Origin of the sequence: Streptomyces sp. NBC_00554, from assembly GCF_041431135.1 — a bacterium.
Lineage (GTDB): Bacteria > Actinomycetota > Actinomycetes > Streptomycetales > Streptomycetaceae > Streptomyces.
The window spans coordinates 2,527,668-2,545,504 of the sequence record NZ_CP107799.1; the positions used below are offsets into that span (position 1 = coordinate 2,527,668).

Consider the following 17,837-nt stretch of genomic DNA (forward strand, 5'->3'; position numbering starts at 1 on the left):
TGCGAGGCACCGCTCGGGAGGTCCGCCTGACGGAGATCAGTAGGCGGGGAGCGTCCGCGGGCCGAGGTCGTCGCGGACGGGGGCTCGGTGCAGCCGCACGGTGGCGCCGAGCGCGCTCAGGCCGTGCGTGGCGACGACCACGGGCTCCAGGGCGACCGCGACGACCTCCGGGTGATCGTCGACCAGCCGCGAGAGGCGCAGCATCAGCTCTTCGAGGGCCGCCGTGTCGACCGGGTCGGAGCCGCGCCAGCCGAAGAGGAGTGGCGCCGTCCGGATCGACCTGACCAGCGAGCCCGCATCCCGGTCGGTGACCGGAATCAGCCGGTGCGCGGTGTCCCCGAGCAGCTCCGAGGCGGCCCCGGCCAGCCCGAACGAGAGGACCGCTCCGGCCGCCGGGTCGATGACGGCCCGTACGACCGTGTCGACCCCGCGCGGCGCCATGGCCTGCACGACCGGCCGCAGCTCGGCCGGCTTCCCAAACAGCTCGGTCAACTCCGCGTACGCCCGCCGCAGTTGCTGCTCGTCCGCCAGATCGAGCCGTACGCCGCCAAGGTCCGCGCGGTGCCGCAGGTGCGGGGCGGTGGTCTTCAGGGCCACCGGGTAGCCGAGCTCGCGGGCGGCCCGCGCCGCGTCGTCCGATGTCGGGGCGGGCAAAGCAGTGTGTACGTCGATGCCGTACCGCCCGAGCAGTTCCCGGGTCTCCTCGGTGCCGAGGGTCAGCCCCTCCCCGCCCTCTTCCTGCGCAAGGAGGGCGTCGATCTGCCCGGCGGCACCCTTCTCATCGATGTCCTCGTACTCCGGCACCCGCCCGGGCTCGGCGGCATCCCGCCGCCACTGGCCGTACCTCACGGCTTCGGCGAGGGCCCGGACCGCACGTTCGGCGGCGGGGTAGGCGGGGATGAGGCGGGAGTCGGGTGGGGGTGTTTTGGCGGTGGGCGGCGGCGCGGCTTCTGCGCCTGGCGGGCGGTCCGCTCGGGCAGTGGGTGACTTCTTGGCTTCCGTGGCGAGCGGTCGGTCCGCTCCCGCGGCGGGCGCGTGCGCGGTCTGCGGGCGTTGCGGTTCCGCAGCGTGCGAGCGGCTCGCTCCGGCGGCGGGCGCGTGCTCTGCCTGCAGGTGCTGCGCTCCCGCCGCCTGCGAGGGGTCCGCTCCGGCGGCCGGCAGCCGCTCCGCTCCCGCGGTGGGCAGGCGTTCCGCAGGGCGGAACGGGTGGGCACCGCCCTCCGCTCCGGGTGCCGTGGCAGCGGCAGGTGGTGCGGTGCTGGCAGCCGCCGACAACGCTTCGGCGAGACCGCCGAGCTCGACGTGCACGACAAGCACAGGCTTGGCCGGAGCCGAGGCGGACGCCGCGAGGAGGGCTTCGGCCAGGGCCGCGTCCCGCGCACCGGTCTCCCCCACCGCCGGGATGGCGGTCACCACGACGGCATCGCACCCGTCATCGGCAAGGGCTTCGGACAGCGCACCCCGGAAGTCCTCCGCCGACGCCCCCGTCGTCAGATCCAACGGCGGCAACGGACGAAGCCCTTCGGCGAGACACGCGTCGTAGGTGAGCAGCCCCAGCGACTCCGAGTTCCCGAGGATCCCCACCCGGGGCCCGTGAGGAAGCGGCTGGCGTGCCAGCAGAAGCCCCGCATCGACGAGCTCGGTGATCGTGTCCACCCGGATCACCCCGGCCTGCCGCAGCAACGCGGACACGGTGGTGTGCGGCAACCGCGTGGCCCGTACCGCATGCCCCTGGGGGGCGGCAGAGTGCCGGGTTCCCTGCACCACGACCAGCGGTTTCACCGCGGCGGTCCGCCGGGCGAGCCGGGTGAACTTGCGCGGGTTGCCGATGGATTCGAGGTACATCAGGGCGACGTCGGTGTCCGGATCGTCGTACCAGTACTGGAGTACGTCGTTGCCGGACACGTCCGCCCGGTTCCCGGAGGAGACGAAGGTCGACACACCGGTGGTGCCGGTGACGCCGCCGCCGCGCCGGTGCAGCCGGGAGAGCAGGGCGATCCCGATCGCACCCGACTGGGCGAACAGGCCTATCCGTCCGGGCCGCGGCATCTCCGGCGCGAGCGAGGCGTTGAGCCGCACCTCGGGGGATGTGTTGATGACCCCGAAGGCATTGGGGCCGATGATGCGCATGCCGTACGTACGGGCTTGGCGCACCAGTTCGCGCTGGCGTTCCCGCCCTTCGGCGCCGCTCTCGGCGTACCCCGCCGACACGACCACGAGCCCCTGCACGCCGTGCTCACCGCACTCCGCGACGACCTCGGGGACGTACTGCGCGGGCACGGCGACGACCGCGAGGTCGACGGGCTCGCCGATGTCACCGATGGAGCGGTACGCGGGGACTCCGTCGAGCTCGCTCTCCTGGACCGCTCTGTTCACGGCGTACAGCCGCCCCGTGAAGCCGGCGTCGCGGAGGTTCGTGAGGACGCTGCGGCCCACGCCACCGGGCGTGCGGCCGGCGCCGATGACGGCGACCGAGCCGGGGGCGAGCAGCCGGTGCACGGACCGGGCCTCGGCGCGCTGCTCCCGCGCGCGCTGCACGGCGAGCGACTTGTCGGTGGGTTCGAGGTCGAACTCCAGGCGTACGACGCCGTCCTCGAAGTGCCGCTTCTGCTGGTACCCGGCGTCCGTGAACACCTTGATCATCTTATTGTTGGCCGGCAGTACCTCGGCGGCGAACCGGCGGATGTCCCGCTCGCGGGCCACGGCCGCGATGTGTTCGAGGAGGGCGGAGGCGACGCCGCGCCCCTGGTGGGCGTCCTGGACGAGGAAGGCGACCTCGGCCTCGTCGGCGGGCGCGGAGGCGGGCAGGCCGTCGGCGTTGATGCGGTCGTAGCGTACGGTGGCGATGAACTCGCCGCCCACCGTGGCCGCGAGTCCCACCCGGTCCACAAAGTCGTGGTGCGTGAAGCGGTGGACGTCCTTCGCGGACAGGCGCGGATACGGCGCGAAGAAGCGGTAGTACTTCGACTCGTCGGAGACCTGCTGGTAGAAGCTGACCAGACGCTCGGCGTCATCGACGGTGATGGGCCTGACGCGTGCCGTGCCGCCGTCGCGCAGCACCACGTCCGCCTCCCAGTGGGAGGGGTACTCGTGCCGGTCCGACGAGTTCTGCATGCGCCCACAGTACGGCTCGCGTACGACAACGGCGCGAGGCAGTCTTGGGGGACCGAAGTCGGATCCAGGCCGGGATCCGACGACGGGGTTCGGGACGGCCCCAGACGGCAACAGACGGTTTGTCACCGAATGGGCCCGCTCCGGACACGCTTCACGATATGGGACACTGGTCTAGACAACCTGAGACATCTGAAGGGCAGCATCACATGGCTGAGCGCCGCGTCAACGTCGGCTGGGCCGAGGGCCTCCACGCCCGCCCCGCCTCCATCTTCGTCCGGGCGGCCACGGCCTCCGGCGTCCCCGTGACGATCGCCAAGGCTGACGGCAACCCCGTCAACGCGGCCTCCATGCTCGCGGTCCTCGGCCTGGGTGCCCAGGGCGGCGAGGAGATCGTCCTCGCGTCCGAGGCCGAGGGCGCGGACGTCGCCCTCGACCGTCTGGCGAAGCTGGTCGCCGAGGGGCTCGAGGAGCTTCCCGAGACCGTCTGAGACACCTCTTTGCGCCTTAACCGGCGCCGCTCTCGCGGTGGTGGTTGCGCGCCGTTGGGGTTTCTCAATTGATGGTTGGGGTGTTCGACGCTCCAAAAAATGCCACGCAGGGCCCGTCCGAATTATCGGGCGGGCCCTTCGCAATTCCATTGTGCGGGCAGCATAAATAATCTCCCGCGAATTACTCCTCTTTGTATACGGCGCTCTTGTTAATGCCGCAGGCCCGTCATGTTTACGGGATGTTGCGAAGTCCTCACACGGTCCGGGCGATCTCCCGCGCCGGGAAAGCGAAGCCGGTGCGCGGCCGTCGCGCGTTCGGTGTGCAGGGCCGTGATCGCCCGGGCCCGCTCACTGTCGCCGCGCGCCACGGCGTCCACGATCCCGCCGTGCTCGGCCCAGGATTCCGCGGGGTTGGCCGGTGCCTCGACCGCGTACATCCAGGCGATCTTGTGCCGCAGCTGGGCGAGCGTGGAGGTCAGCGCGGTGCTTCCGGAGGCCTGCGCGAGGGTCTCGTGGAACCAGCCGCCCAGCGAGCGCAGATCCTCGCTGTTGCCCCTCCTGGCCCGCTCCTGACCCAGCCTGACCAGGCCTCGGAGCACCTTGAGGTGGGCTTCGGTGCGGCGCTGTGCGGCCCGCGCGGCGCCCAGCGGCTCAAGGAGCATGCGCATCTCGAGCAGGTCCCCGGCCTCCTGCTCGGTCGGCTCCGCGACACACGCGCCCGCGTGCCGCCGGGTGACGACGAAGCCCTCGGCTTCCAGCGTGCGCAGGGCCTCACGCACGGGGACGCGCGAGACGCCGTAGCGGCGCGCGAGCAGTTCCTCGGTGAGCCGGCTGCCGCGCTCGTAGACACCCGCGACGATGTCGTCGCGGATCGCTGTGCATACCGAGTGCGCAGGAACACGCATACCGGACCTCCGCTTTAATCCCCGTGAAACGCCGTCGATTGACGCTTGTTCAGTGACTCTATTGCAGAGACTCGGAATTTCCGATGGCGGACCGGAATCCATGGATATTTTTTGGACAGGAAGCGGTTCGAAACCACAAGGCCCCGGCTCGTGCGAGCCGGGGCCTTGTACAGGTACGTAAGCGAGTGATCAGTCGTTCATGCCGGGCGGCGTCAGACGTTCACACCGTGCGAGCGGAGGTACGCGACGGGGTCGATGTCCGAGCCGTACTCGGCGGTCGTCCGGGCCTCGAAGTGGAGGTGCGGCCCGGTGGTGTTGCCGGTGGACCCGGAGAGGCCTATCTGCCGGCCCGGGGTGACCGTCTGGCCCACGGAGACGCCGATGGACGACAGGTGGCCGTACTGCGTGTACGTGCCGTCGTTCATCTTGATGACGATGTTGTTGCCGTAGGCGCCGCCCCAGCCGGCCTCGACGACGGTGCCGGAGCCGACCGCGTGGACCGAGGTGCCGGACGCGGCATGGAAGTCGATGCCGGTGTGGCTGCCGGAGGACCAGAGGCTGCCGCCGGTCTTGTAGCCGGTGGAGACGTACGAGCCGGTGACCGGTGAGACGAAGGTGTTGAGGCGCTTGCGCTCGGCCTCGCGGGCGGCGCGCTCCTTGGCCTCGCGCTCCTCCTTGGCCTTCTCCTCGGCCTTCTTCTTCGCGGCCGCGTCGGCCTTCTTCTTCGCGGCTGCCTCGTCGGCGGCGTGCTGCTGGGCCGCGGCCTGCGCGTCGATCTGGTCGGCGATCGAGTCACCGATCTCGATGGCCTGGGTCAGACCGGTCTGCTCGACCGAGTTGTCCGCGGCGAGCGCCGGGGAGGCCAGGGAGCCGAGGACGCCGGTGGTGGTGAGCGCCGCGACGCCGATGGCGTTCTTGGTCGTGCGCTGCACGCGGCTCGGGCGACGGTGCTTGCCTGTGCCACAGGTGAACGCCATGTAGGGGCTGATCCTTTCCTTCCTTCTCGCCTACCGGGTTAGCTGACGGGTTCGGAGCAGGAAGGTCTCCTACGGACCACCTCCGGAGAGGGCGTCCGATTCACCCCAGGGACTACGTGTGGGTCCCCGGCTCCCCTGGCTCACGCCGTACGGGGACTAAGCGATGGCTGTCCGGTGCCGCGGGCGCGGCGCACTGCCTGACGAACAGCCGGACCGACGCTAAACGGGACATCTTTCAATCGACAAACGGATCACGGCTTTTGTAGCGCATGCCACAGGGCAGACAGGCAACCTCTCTATCAATACGGACAAATGGGGGCCCAGGAGACTCCGTGGTCTCCTGGGCCCCCATGGGAGCGTGCTGTTCCGCTCTGTCCTACTCGGCCCTACTCCGCCGGAACGACGCTCACTTCACCGATTCCGAGCGCCTTGACGGGCTCCTCGATCGTCGCGGCGTCGCCCACCAGGACGGTCACCAGGCGGTCCACCGGGAAGGCGCTCACGGCGGCCGCGGTGGCCTCCACGGTGCCGGTGGCGGCGAGCTGCTGATACAGCGTCGCCTGGTAGTCGTCGGGCAGGTGCTGCTCGACCTGGTCGGCCAGCGTGCCCGCGACGGCCGCCGCCGTCTCGAACTTGAGGGGCGCCACACCCACCAGGTTCTGTACGGCGATGTCGCGCTCGGCGTCCGTCAGGCCCTCCGCGGCGAGGGTGCGCAGCACCTTCCAGAGGTCGTCGAGTGCCGGGCCGGTGTTCGGGGTGTCCACGGAGCCGCTGATGGCGAGCATCGCGATACCGGTGCCGTCCGGGGCCGAGCGCAGCACCTGGCCGAACGCCCGCACACCGTAGGTGTAACCCTTCTCCTCGCGCAGGACGCGGTCCAGACGCGAGGTGAGGGTGCCGCCGAGGCAGTACGTGCCGAGCACCTGGGCGGGCCAGACGCGGTCGTGCCGGTCGGCGCCGACACGGCCGATGAGCAGCTGCGTCTGGACGGCGCCGGGGCGGTCCACGATGACGACACGGCCGGTGTCGTCGGCGGTCACCGGCGGCACGGGGCGCGGCTCGGCGGACGAGCCGGTCCAGGCGCCGAGCGTGTCGGCGAGCAGCGCGTCGACGTCGACCCCGGTGAGGTCGCCGACGATCACGGTGGTGGCCGTGGCGGGGCGTACGTGCTTCTCGTAGAAGGCGCGTACGGCTCCCGAGTCGATCGCCTCGACCGTCTCCTCGGTGCCCTGGCGCGGACGGGACATGCGCGAGGTGGCCGGGAACAGCTCCTTGGAGAGCTCCTTCGCGGCGCGGCGTGCCGGGTTGGCGGTCTCGTGCGGGATCTCGTCCAGCCGGTTGCGCACCAGCCGCTCGACCTCGCTGTCCGCGAACGCCGGTGCCCTCAGGGCGTCGGCGAGCAGATCGAGCGCCTTCGGGAGGCGCGAGACGGGGACTTCGAGCGACAGGCGTACGCCGGGGTGGTCGGCGTACGAGTCGAGCGTGGCCCCGCAGCGCTCCAGCTCGGCCGCGAACTCCTCGGCGGAGAGCTTGTCGGTGCCCTCGGAGAAGGCCCTCGCCATGATCGTGGCGATGCCGTCGAGGCCCGCGGGCTCGGCCTCCAGCGGCGCGGCGAGCAGCACCTCCACGGCGACGACCTGCTGGCCGGGGCGGTGGCAGCGCAGCACGGTCAGGCCGTTGCCGAGGGTGCCACGGTCGGGTGCGGGGAACGCCCACGGCCTGGCCTCGCCGGCCTGCGGCTGGGGGTGGAACTCCATGGTGGCGAGCTCGGTCACTTCGCCGCCTCCTCGTCGGTGTCTTCGGCGTCTTCAGTGGCGATCGGTTCGTAGACGAGAACCGCGCGGTTGTCGGGGCGCAGGCGGGACTTGGCGACCTCCTGGACCTCCTCGGCGGTGATGTCGAGGACGCGCTGTACGGCGGTCAGGGCGAGCTGCGGGTCGCCGAACAGGACGGCGTACCGGCACAGTTCGTCGGCGCGGCCCGCGACCGTACCGAGCCTGTCCAGCCACTCGCGCTCCAACTGGGCCTGGGCGCGCTCCATCTCCTCGGCCGTGGGGCCCTCCTCGGCGAACCGGGCGAGCTCCTCGTCCACGGCGGCCTCGATGACGGGGACCTCGACATCGCCGGAGGTCTTCACGTCAAGCCATCCCAGGGAGGGCGCTCCGGCGAGCCGCAGCAGGCCGAACCCGGCCGCGACGGCGGTGCGGTCGCGGCGTACGAGCCGGTTGTAGAGCCGGGAGGACTCGCCGCCACCGAGGACGGTCAGCGCCAGGTCGGCGGCGTCACCCGCGCGCGTGCCGTCCTCCGGGAGCCGGTAGGCGGCCATCAGCGCGCGCGAGGGGACCTCTTCCTCGACGACCTCGCGCAGCTCCTCGCCCATGGTGTCGGGCAGGGCGCCGTCGCGCGGGGCGGGCTTGCCGTCGTGCCCGGCGATGGAGCCGAAGTACTTCTCGATCCAGGCGAGCGTCTGCTCGGGGTCGATGTCCCCGACGACCGAGAGCACCGCGTTGTTGGGCGCGTAGTACGTGCGGAAGAACGCGCGGGCGTCCTCCAGGGTGGCCGCGTCCAGGTCTGCCATCGACCCGATCGGGGTGTGGTGGTACGGGTGGCCCTCCGGGTACGCAAGGGCGGTCAGCTTCTCGAACGCGGTCCCGTAGGGCACGTTGTCGTAGCGCTGCCGCCGCTCGTTCTTGACGACGTCCCGCTGGTTCTCCATGGACTCATCGTCGAGCGCGGCGAGCAGCGAGCCCATGCGGTCCGCCTCCAGCCAGAGGGCGAGCTCCAGCTGGTGGGTGGGCATGGTCTCGAAGTAGTTGGTGCGCTCGAAGCTGGTGGTGCCGTTCAGCGAACCACCGGCTCCCTGCACCAGCTCGAAGTGGCCGTTGCCCTTCACCTGTCCCGAGCCCTGGAACATCAGGTGCTCGAAGAGGTGGGCAAGTCCTGTACGCCCCTTGACCTCGTGGCGCGAGCCGACGTCGTACCAGAGGCACACCGCGGCGACCGGGGTCAGGTGGTCCTCGGAGAGCACCACGCGCAGGCCGTTGGCCAGGCGGTGCTCGGTCGCTGTCAGCCCGCCGGAGCCTGCCTCAGCTGTGGCCGTGTGACCCATGGGCATGTACGTCCCTTCGATCGCGGAAAACTACGGATTTCCTGTCGGTCCTGCCACTGTATGCAAGCGCGCGGACAGCTGGCGAAGTTCCCGCGCCTCCTACGCCCAGAGCGAGAATCGCGAACGGCGAACGACCCTGCGACGGACCCTCGAAAGCCCTCAACGGACGGGTCGTGGTCCGCGTTGTCAGTGGGGCGGTCCACAATGGTGCGCGTCAGAACCCGTTCATGCCCCGGCAGAGACTGTGAAGGAGTCGCAGCAGCGATGGCCCGCCGTAGCACGAAGACCCCGCCGCCCGACGACTTCGAGGAGCGCATCCTCGACATCGACGTCGTCGACGAGATGCAGGGCTCCTTCCTCGAGTACGCGTACTCGGTCATCTACTCCCGAGCCCTGCCGGACGCCCGCGACGGCCTCAAGCCGGTGCACCGCCGCATCGTCTACCAGATGAACGAGATGGGCCTGCGCCCCGACCGCGGCTATGTGAAGTGCGCCCGCGTCATCGGCGAGGTCATGGGTAAGCTCCACCCGCACGGCGACTCGTCGATCTACGACGCGCTGGTGCGCCTGGCCCAGCCCTTCTCGATGCGCCTGCCGCTGGTCGACGGCCACGGCAACTTCGGCTCGCTCGGCAACGACGACCCGCCGGCCGCCATGCGTTACACCGAGTGCCGGATGGCCGACGCCACGTCGCTCATGACCGAGTCCATCGAAGAGGACACGGTCGACTTCGCGCCGAACTACGACGGCCAGGAGCAGGAACCGGGCGTCCTCCCGGCGGCGTACCCGAACCTGCTGGTCAACGGCGCGTCGGGCATCGCCGTTGGCATGGCCACAAACATGCCGCCGCACAACCTCGGCGAGGTCATCGCGGCCGCCCGCCACCTGATCCGCTACCCGGGCGCCGACCTGGACACGCTGATGAAGCACGTCCCCGGCCCCGACCTGCCCACCGGCGGCCGGATCATCGGCCTCTCCGGGATCAGGGACGCGTACGAGAGCGGCCGCGGCACCTTCAAGATCCGCGCCACGGTGTCGGTGGAGGACGTGACGGCCCGGCGCAAGGGCCTCGTCGTCACCGAACTGCCCTTCACCGTCGGCCCGGAGAAGGTGATCGCCAAGATCAAGGACCTGGTCGGCGCCAAGAAGCTGCAGGGCATCGCCGACGTGAAGGACCTCACGGACCGCACGCACGGCCTGCGCCTGGTCATCGAGATCAAGAACGGCTTCGTGCCCGAGGCGGTCCTGGAGCAGCTCTACAAACTGACGCCGATGGAGGAGTCCTTCGGCATCAACAACGTGGCGCTGGTGGACGGCCAGCCCCTCACCCTCGGCCTCAAGGAGCTCCTCGAGGTCTACCTCGACCACCGCTTCGAGGTCGTACGCCGCCGCAGCGAGTTCCGCCGCACCAAGAAGCGCGACCGGCTGCACCTGGTCGAGGGCCTCCTCGTCGCCCTGATCGACATCGACGAGGTCATCCGCCTCATCCGCTCCAGCGACAACTCGGCGCAGGCCAAGGAGCGCCTGATCGAGCGCTTCTCGCTCAGCGACATCCAGACGCAGTACATCCTGGACACGCCGCTGCGCCGGCTGACCAGGTTCGACCGCATCGAGCTGGAGTCGGAGCGCGACCGGCTCAACGGCGAGATCGACGAGCTGACCGGCATCCTGGATTCGGACTCGGAGCTGCGCAAGCTGGTCTCCACCGAACTGGCCGCGGTGGCCAAGAAGTTCGGCACCGACCGGCGCACGGTGCTCCTGGAGTCCGCGGGCGCCGCCGCCGCGACGGTTCCGCTCCAGGTCGCGGACGACCCGTGCCGGGTCCTGCTGTCCTCGACGGGCCTGCTCGCCCGTACGGCCAACGGCGACCCCTTCGGAGAAGCCGAGGAGGACAAGCGCACCAAGCACGACCTGATCGTCTCCGCGGTGCCCGCCACGGCCCGCGGCGAGATCGGCGCGGTCATCTCCTCCGGCCGCCTGCTGCGGCTGAACGTGATCGACCTCCCGCAACTGCCGGAGACGGCGTCGGCGCCCAACCTCTCCGGAGGCGCGCCGATTTCGGAGTTCCTGTCCTCCCTGGAGGCGGACGAGACGGTGATCTGCCTGACGACGCTCGACGAGTCGTCACCGGGCCTGGCGATCGGCACGGAGCAGGGCGTCGTCAAGCGCGTGGTCCCCGACTATCCCTCGAACAAGGAGGAGTTGGAGGTCATCACGCTCAAGGACGGCGACCGGATCGTCGGCGCGGTCGAGCTGCGCACCGGCGAGGAGGACCTGGTCTTCATCGCGGACGACGCCCAGTTGCTGCGCTACCAGGCCTCGCAGGTACGCCCGCAGGGCCGGGCGGCGGGCGGCATGGCGGGCATCAAGCTCACCGAGGGCGCGAAGGTGATCTCCTTCACAGCGGTCGACCCTGCGGTGGACGCGGTGGTCTTCACGGTCGCCGGCTCGCGCGGCACGCTCGACGACTCCGTCCAGACGACGGCCAAGCTGACCCCGTTCGACCAGTACCCGCGCAAGGGCCGCGCCACGGGTGGCGTGCGCTGCCAGCGGTTCCTGAAGGGCGAGGACTGCCTCTCCCTCGCCTGGGCGGGCCCGTCCCCGGCACGGGCCGCGCAGAAGAACGGCACACCGGCCGAACTGCCGGAGATGGACCCGCGCCGCGACGGCTCGGGTGTGTCCCTGGCGAAGACGGTGGGAGTGGTGGCAGGCCCGGCGTAGCCGGATCCGGTTACTCCGAATCCTTGTCCTGTACGTAGCGGAGGACGCCCCACATGCTGTGCTCGTCGGCGTGTGGGGCGTCCTCTTTGCACGCCTCCAGTTCCTTGGCGAGGGCAGCGGTGTCGATGCCCGAGCCGATGAGGACGAGCTGGGTGAGGCGCTCGGCGGCACCACGGGCCCAGGGTTCCGGGTAGAAGCGCAGGAACCGTCCGACGGCATGGACGGCGTAGCGATTGCCGCGGTCGTGGGCGCCGAAATCGACGTACCCCTTGATGCGGTAGAGCCCTTCGGGCCTGCTGTCCAGGAAGTCCATCAACCGCCGGGGGCTGAGCGGGACTTCGGAGGTGAAGGAGAGGGATTCGTAGGCGGAGTGGAGGTGGTCGGCATGGTCGTGCCCTTCATCCCCGTCGTGCTCGTGGAGATCGTCGAAGGACAGCTGCCCGATGCGCTCCTCGGTCGGCCTGCAGTCGAAGAGGAACTCGGGATCGACGCGGCCGTAGGTGGCGGGCACGACGGCGGCCCGGTCCGCGAGTTCCCGGACGACGCGAAGCACCCGCTCGCCGTCCGCCGCCCGGTCGATCTTGTTGACGACGACGAGATCCGCGAGGGCGAGATGCCGGTCGATCTCGGGATGCTTCTCACGCGTGCCGTCGAACTCGGCGGCGTCGACGACCTCGACGAGCCCCCCGTACACGATCCGCGGATGCTCACTGGCCAGCACCATCCGCACCAGCTCCTGGGGCTCCGCGAGCCCGCTCGCCTCGATCACGATGACGTCGATACCGGCCGAGGGCTGAGCGAGCCGCTCCAGATAGACATCGAGCTCACCCGCGTCGACGGCACAGCACAGGCACCCGTTCCCCAGGGAGACGGTGGAATCCCCGAGCGCCCCGGCCACCGCCATCGCGTCGATCTCGATCGCGCCGAAGTCATTGACGACGGCCCCGATCCGGCTGCCTCCGCTGCGGTGCAGGAGGTGGTTGAGCAGGGTGGTCTTGCCGGATCCCAGGAAGCCGGCGAGGACGATGACGGGGATCTGCCGCATGGCGGCCTCCCCGGTCGACGGCTGCTCGCCCGGGATCTGCCGCATGGCTGCCTCGCCAGTCGACGGCTGCTTGCCAGGGATCTGCTGCGGACTGGGCTGGCTCAACGGGCGACCTCTTTCACACCGGTGCGTACACCGGCTCGGGACCGGCTCCCGTACGCGGGCGGCTCACGCACCGGCACTCGTACGAGGAATGAATGCCGACCCAGGATACGAGTGGGAGGAAACGCCGCGAAGTGAACGATTGTTAGCGGCGCTCGCGGGGCACACGTTGGGCATGGCGCCGGTGAACGCCACCCGCACATCCCTCCGTGCGCCTCTTCTCCGCCTCCCTGCCGATCAGAGCCGCTCGGCAAAACTGGGAGACGGCAAGCGCGCCGCCCACCGCTCGCCGGTCCGCTCCCTGTCGCCCCACAACCGACGACCGGCGGAACGGTCGCCTGATTCGGGGGTTGACATGGCCACACAGATTTCCGCGATACGGAGGTTCGGCTCAGGCACCTGGGCCAAGCTCGCGTTCGCAGCCAACTCCGTCGCGGAACGAAGCTCACGACAGCGCAGGCGCGCCGTGCTCACCGAGCAGCACCGGCTCCACTTCGACCTGTTGTGCAAGGCCATGGACGATCCGGCCCTCGCTTCCGTCCTCAACACATACGAGACCGAAATCACGCATGAGGAGCAGCGGCAGTACCTGTTCGCGAATGCCCTCTACATCAACGCCCTGTACTTCTACCGGATCGGAGCCCTGTCGCGCGCCGAACTCCACGGCCACTTCCGCGTCATGTGCCAGAACATGATCTTCCGGAAATACTGGGCGGCTACGGAGCACCACCGCAAGAGCCTGCCTGACTCGTCCGAGGAGGCCAAACTGGGCCGGATGATGGACGGACTGATTCAGGATCAGGCTGATTCCGACACCGAGGAGTGGTGGGTCGTCGGAGAGCCCGACGACGAGTCGCAGTGACTCTTCACACCAGACGGCACCCTCGCAGGTGGCCCGCACCTTTCGCGCGCCCTCCCGTACCCCCGTGCGCCACCAGTGACCCCGATGCACCCTTATGCCACTGTTCGTCAAGGGAGGATGTCGAACTTCACTCGGCTGCTCGTTGTTTCTTTCTGCACTACGGACGACAGAAGCCAGTAAGTTGTCGCCTGGCCAGATTCCTGACCACTCCGACGAACACCCCTGCGCTCGGAGACATTGCCTCCGGCGCACATCTCCGCTCGGAGTCCGTCACGCTCCGAGGACCCCTCAGCTCGGAGGACGCCCATCATTCCGAGCCATAAGGTTGGTACCTCTCTGTGAAGATCGTGCGACGTGTTGGGGCTAGTCCACGCGAGCGCGGCAGCGCTTCTGGCCAGACATGCCCCGACATCTTCGAGCTCAGTGACGGCAGCTTCGCTGTCATTGGACGAGAGGCCACCATGGAGCTGGACCCCGAGCTCCCACCCGACGCCGCACGAGCCGATTACGAGCGGATCGTAATCATCACGCGCGAGACACTGCTACGCGCGAAAAGCGACATTCCGGATGCTTGACATCGCAAACCCGAGGAACTGAGGCCTCAAGGAACCGACAAATAGGTTCCGCCCGGTTACCCCTTCGGCCCCGACGCGCAGGCCTGGCATCGGCTCGATGCCAGGCTTTTGACGAGTCGCGACCTGCGATTCCGTCAGTTCACCGTCGGTACCGCCGCCGCCGGAATCGGCCCCACATACCGAGCCGCCGGCCGAATGATCTTCGAGTCCTCCGCCTGTTCCAGGATGTTCGCGCTCCATCCGACCACGCGGGCGGCAGCGAACGTCGGCGTGAACATCTCCCGAGGCAGCCCGCAGAGTTCCATGACCACGCCTGCGTAGAACTCCACGTTGGTGTGGAGTTCGCGGCCGGGCTTGAGCTCGGCCAGGATCGCTTCCACCTGGCGTTCGACCTCGACGGCGAAGTCGACCAACGGGCCGCCGAACCCGCGTGCGATGCCGCGGAGCATGCGTGAGCGGGGGTCTTCCGTGCGGTAGACGGGGTGGCCGAAACCCATGATGCGTTCGCCGGCGAGGACGCGTTCGCGGATCCACGGGTCGATGCGGTCGGGGGTGCCGATCGCGTCGAGGGTGTCCAGGGCGCGGCTCGGGGCACCGCCATGGAGGGGGCCCGAGAGAGCTCCTACGGCGCCGACCAGGCAGGCCGCCACGTCCGCCCCGGTGGACGCGATCACCCGCGCCGTGAATGTTGACGCATTGAATCCGTGGTCAATGGTTGAGATGAGGTATTGCTCGATCGCCCGCGTACGCGCATCGTCCGGTTCCGAACCAGTCAACATGTAGAGGTAGTTGGCGGCGTACGCGAGATCCTCGCGTGGCTCCACCGGCTCCAGCCCCTGCCCGAGCCGGTACAGCGCGGTGAGCAGCGTGGGCACGGCCGCGCACGCCGCGAGTGTGTCCGCGCGACGCCGGCCGGCGTCGATGTCGTACACCGGCCGGAACCCCAGCGAGGCCCCGAGCAGGGACAGCGCGGTCCGCAGCCCGGCGAGCGCCCCGGAGTGGCCGGTCGCCGCAGCGATCGCGGGCAGCGCGGCACGCACCTCGTCCGGCAGCCGCCGCAGCTCAGCGGTCCGCCCGGCGAACTCGGCGCGCTGTACCGCGTCCGGCAGTTCACCGTGGACCAGGAGATGCCAGACGTCCTCGAAACCGCGGGCCTGCGCGAGTTCGACGGCCGAGTACTGGCGGTAGTGGTAGAAGCCCTCCAACCCCCTGACGTCACCCAACTCGGTGTCGGTGACGACGACGCCCGCGAGCCCTCGCGGTACGTCGACAGAGGTGGTCGCGGCCCTGCTGATCGACATGTTTCCTCCCTGGACTTGATTCGACTGTCCATGATTGACTCATTCACTGTCAATATTGATTCAATCAATATATCGATCCATGGATACGGTGGCACACATGAGGGATCAACAAGCGGTAACCCGAGGCGACGAGGGCCGGCGGCTCAGCACCAAGGAGACCGCCGAGCTGCTCGGGGTGAAGCCCGAGACCGTGTACGCGTACGTGAGCCGCGGCCAGCTCGGCAGCCGACGCGAATCCGGCGGCCGCGGGAGCACGTTCGACGCCGGGGAGGTGGAGGCGCTCGCACGGCGCAACAGACGGGAGACCGGCGGGAGTTCGAGCACCGGCGGCGAGCTGTCCGTCCGTACCGGCATCACCCTGATCGACGACGACCGGTACTACTACCGGGGCGTCGACGCGACCGAACTGGCGGCCCGGCACTCCTACGAGGAGATCGCCGAGTGGCTGTGGACGGGAGAGCTGCGCCCCGGCGTACTGTTCAGCGCCCCGGAGGCATCCGTGACCGCCGCCCGCCGCGCTGTCGACGCGCTGCCCGAACACAGCGGCCCGACGGACCGGCTGCGCGTCGCCGCGATCGCCGCCTCGGCCAACGACCCGCTGCGCTTCGACCTCTCCGAGAACGCCGTCCTCGGCACCGCACGCACCCTCATCCCCACCCTCGTCGCCGCCCTCCCACCGACGCGGTACGCCCCCCAGGACGACGGCCCGCTGGCCCACCGCCTGTGGACACGGCTCAGCGGCCGCACGCCCGACGAGGCGTCGCTGCGCGCACTGGACGCGGCACTTGGACTGCTCGTCGACCACGATCTGGCCGCCTCGACACTCGCGGTCAGGGTCGCCGCGTCGGCCCGGGCACACGCCTACGCAGCCGTGTCAGCCGGTCTGGGCGTCCTCGAGGGCCCTCTGCACGGCGCGGCCAGCGGACTCGCGCACCGGCTGCTCCTCGACGTCCTGGAGCAGGGCACCGCGGCCCCCGTCGTCGCGGACGAGCTGCGCGCCGGTCGCCGTGTCCCGGGGCTCGGCCACCGCCTCTACCCCGGCGAGGACCCACGCGCGCGTGCCCTCTTCGCCCTCCTGGAGGAGGTTCCCGGCGCGGCGCCCGCCCTGGCGGCGGCCCACGACATCGTGGCCACCACCGCCCGCCACAGGCCGCTGCACGCCAACGTCGACCTGGCGCTCGCCGTCCTCACGGTCGCCTCCGGCATGCCCGCCTCCGCAGGCGAGACGGTCTTCGCCATCGCCCGTACGGCGGGCTGGATCGCCCACATCCTCGAGGAGTACGAAGAGCGCCCGTTGCGCATGCGTCCCAGCGGTCGGTACGTGGGCGCGCGGCCGCCACAGCCGCTCCCCGGGTGAGCGCTCCCTCACGCCGACGCGCGCCGAACGCGCCGAAAGTGCGCCCCCTTCCCCGCGACCGGAAGTCGCCCTGACCGAAGTCAGGTTAGGCTCACCTCTGTGAGTACGTGCACGACCGCGTCCCGGGACCTCGATGAGCCCCTCGCGGGGACCGCGGCCACCGCGAAGACATGGCTGCTCCTTGAGCAGCCCGGTCCCTGGGGTGCCAAGGCGCTCACTTCGAGCCACCTGGACCCCGTGCTCGGCCGCGCCCTGGAGGCAGCCGCGGCGGACACCGGCGTACGGGTCGCACTCATCCGGCGCCCGGGACGGCACGCAGACTTCGGTCAGCCCGCCGAGCGCCAGGTGTATGCGGCCCACACAGCTCCGGGAAACGTATGGCTGCACAGCGCCACAACGTCCGACCCGGAGCAGTTGCTCAACCTCGACTTCACGGCGCTCGGTATGGGGGACCATCACACCTTCGACGCCGTTCTCGGGGGCCGGTCCCACACCGGCGATCCACTCGCCCTCGTCTGCACCAACGGCAAGCGCGACCGCTGCTGCGCCCTGCTCGGCCGCCCTCTCGCGGCCGAGCTCGCAGCCTCCGGAGTGGAGGGCGCCTGGGAGGTCACCCACCTCGGCGGTCACCGCTTCTCGCCCACCCTGCTCGTCCTGCCGTACGGATACGCGTACGGGCGGGCCGAGGCCCATGCCGTCAAGGAGATCCTCCAGGGCGTCCGGGAGGGGCGTGTGGTCACCGAGGGCTGTCGCGGGGGCTCCGCCTGGGAGCGTCCCGGACAGGCGGCCGAGCTGGCCGTGCGTACCGCCGCCAGAGAGCACGCCGTGGACACCCTGAGCGTCGTCCGCACGGACGGCGAGGCCCCACGCTGGGAGGTGACCGTCGCCCACACCGACGGCCGCGTGTGGCGCGTCGTCGTCGCCCAGGGCACCTCGCTCCCGCCCCGCCCGGAGAGCTGCGGCTCGGCCCTGGGTTCACCGGCCCGGATGGACGTGGTGGCGGTACGGGAACTGTCCCCGGCACCGCTTCCCCTGCCCTGCTGATCGACTCTCGGCCCGACAGAGGCGTGCCGCGGCGAGATATCGAAGGTGGCCAGTTCACGGGTCTGCAGCGAGGCCGGGCGGGGCACCAGACACGCGACCGGCCCACCGACGGCCACATCCGCCGCTCGACGCCGCCCGAGCCCACCGGGCCCAGCACCCGCACCTGAGGTCGACCGCACTCAGTCCGCGCCGCACCGTCCAGTCCCGGCCCTCAAACCCGGCGCCCAAGAGATCCAC

General features: G+C 70.1%; 13 protein-coding genes and 1 riboswitch. Of the genes, 6 read left to right on the forward strand and 7 right to left on the reverse strand.

Annotated features, from left to right (window positions below; translation table 11 throughout):
• Positions 1-36: 36 nt before the first annotated feature.
• On the reverse strand, positions 37-3,114 hold the full coding sequence (locus tag OG266_RS11015) for a GNAT family N-acetyltransferase (protein ID WP_371545099.1): 3,078 nt from the start codon (positions 3,112-3,114) through the stop codon (positions 37-39).
• A gap of 206 nt (positions 3,115-3,320) precedes the next feature.
• Between OG266_RS11015 and OG266_RS11020 the strand changes: the two genes are divergently transcribed.
• Positions 3,321-3,602 carry an HPr family phosphocarrier protein gene (locus OG266_RS11020; protein WP_266474265.1) on the forward strand — a complete coding sequence of 94 codons (282 nt, stop codon included), beginning with the start codon at positions 3,321-3,323 and terminating at the stop codon, positions 3,600-3,602.
• A gap of 209 nt (positions 3,603-3,811) precedes the next feature.
• Here the strand turns inward: OG266_RS11020 and OG266_RS11025 are convergent, their stop codons facing one another.
• The 4 genes from OG266_RS11025 to OG266_RS11040 all read right to left on the reverse strand — a co-directional run bounded on the left by OG266_RS11025 (position 3,812) and on the right by OG266_RS11040 (position 8,599).
• Complete coding sequence (locus OG266_RS11025) at positions 3,812-4,507, reverse strand: GntR family transcriptional regulator (protein WP_266474267.1); 696 nt, start codon at positions 4,505-4,507, stop codon at positions 3,812-3,814.
• A gap of 212 nt (positions 4,508-4,719) precedes the next feature.
• Entirely contained in the window at positions 4,720-5,484 is a 765-nt protein-coding gene (locus OG266_RS11030) for a M23 family metallopeptidase (protein ID WP_371545103.1), read from the reverse strand.
• Between the two features lie 12 nt (positions 5,485-5,496).
• A riboswitch (cyclic di-AMP (ydaO/yuaA leader) is annotated at positions 5,497-5,657 on the reverse strand.
• A gap of 213 nt (positions 5,658-5,870) precedes the next feature.
• Positions 5,871-7,259 (reverse strand): M16 family metallopeptidase, encoded by a 1,389-nt coding sequence (locus OG266_RS11035; protein ID WP_371545105.1) that lies wholly within the window; start codon positions 7,257-7,259, stop codon positions 5,871-5,873.
• Entirely contained in the window at positions 7,256-8,599 is a 1,344-nt protein-coding gene (locus OG266_RS11040; protein WP_371545108.1) for a M16 family metallopeptidase, read from the reverse strand. The genes OG266_RS11035 and OG266_RS11040 overlap by 4 nt, the downstream gene beginning before the upstream one ends.
• 258 nt (positions 8,600-8,857) lie before the next feature.
• Between OG266_RS11040 and OG266_RS11045 the strand changes: the two genes are divergently transcribed.
• Positions 8,858-11,314 carry a DNA topoisomerase (ATP-hydrolyzing) subunit A gene (locus tag OG266_RS11045; RefSeq protein WP_371545111.1) on the forward strand — a complete coding sequence of 819 codons (2,457 nt, stop codon included), beginning with the start codon at positions 8,858-8,860 and terminating at the stop codon, positions 11,312-11,314.
• Between the two features lie 10 nt (positions 11,315-11,324).
• On the opposite strand, the gene OG266_RS11050 is transcribed toward OG266_RS11045, so the two are convergent.
• Positions 11,325-12,404 (reverse strand): GTP-binding protein, encoded by a 1,080-nt coding sequence (locus OG266_RS11050; RefSeq protein WP_371552737.1) that lies wholly within the window; start codon positions 12,402-12,404, stop codon positions 11,325-11,327.
• A gap of 412 nt (positions 12,405-12,816) precedes the next feature.
• On the opposite strand from OG266_RS11050, the gene OG266_RS11055 reads away from it, so the two are divergent.
• Together OG266_RS11055 and OG266_RS11060 are read left to right on the forward strand one after the other, a co-directional pair.
• Positions 12,817-13,323, forward strand: coding sequence for a DUF6082 family protein (locus tag OG266_RS11055; protein ID WP_266474278.1), 507 nt, complete (start codon positions 12,817-12,819; stop codon positions 13,321-13,323).
• A gap of 338 nt (positions 13,324-13,661) precedes the next feature.
• On the forward strand, positions 13,662-13,898 hold the full coding sequence (locus OG266_RS11060) for a hypothetical protein (RefSeq protein ID WP_266474281.1): 237 nt from the start codon (positions 13,662-13,664) through the stop codon (positions 13,896-13,898).
• Positions 13,899-14,032: 134 nt separating this feature from the next.
• On the opposite strand, the gene OG266_RS11065 is transcribed toward OG266_RS11060, so the two are convergent.
• Positions 14,033-15,199 (reverse strand): citrate synthase/methylcitrate synthase, encoded by a 1,167-nt coding sequence (locus OG266_RS11065; protein WP_371545114.1) that lies wholly within the window; start codon positions 15,197-15,199, stop codon positions 14,033-14,035.
• 97 nt (positions 15,200-15,296) lie between these two features.
• On the opposite strand from OG266_RS11065, the gene OG266_RS11070 reads away from it, so the two are divergent.
• Both OG266_RS11070 and OG266_RS11075 read left to right on the forward strand, forming a co-directional pair.
• Positions 15,297-16,556: a citrate synthase gene (locus OG266_RS11070; protein WP_371545117.1), complete on the forward strand. Its 1,260-nt coding sequence runs from the start codon at positions 15,297-15,299 to the stop codon at positions 16,554-16,556.
• 99 nt (positions 16,557-16,655) lie between these two features.
• Entirely contained in the window at positions 16,656-17,600 is a 945-nt protein-coding gene (locus OG266_RS11075) for a sucrase ferredoxin (protein WP_371545119.1), read from the forward strand.
• Positions 17,601-17,837: the final 237 nt, after the last annotated feature.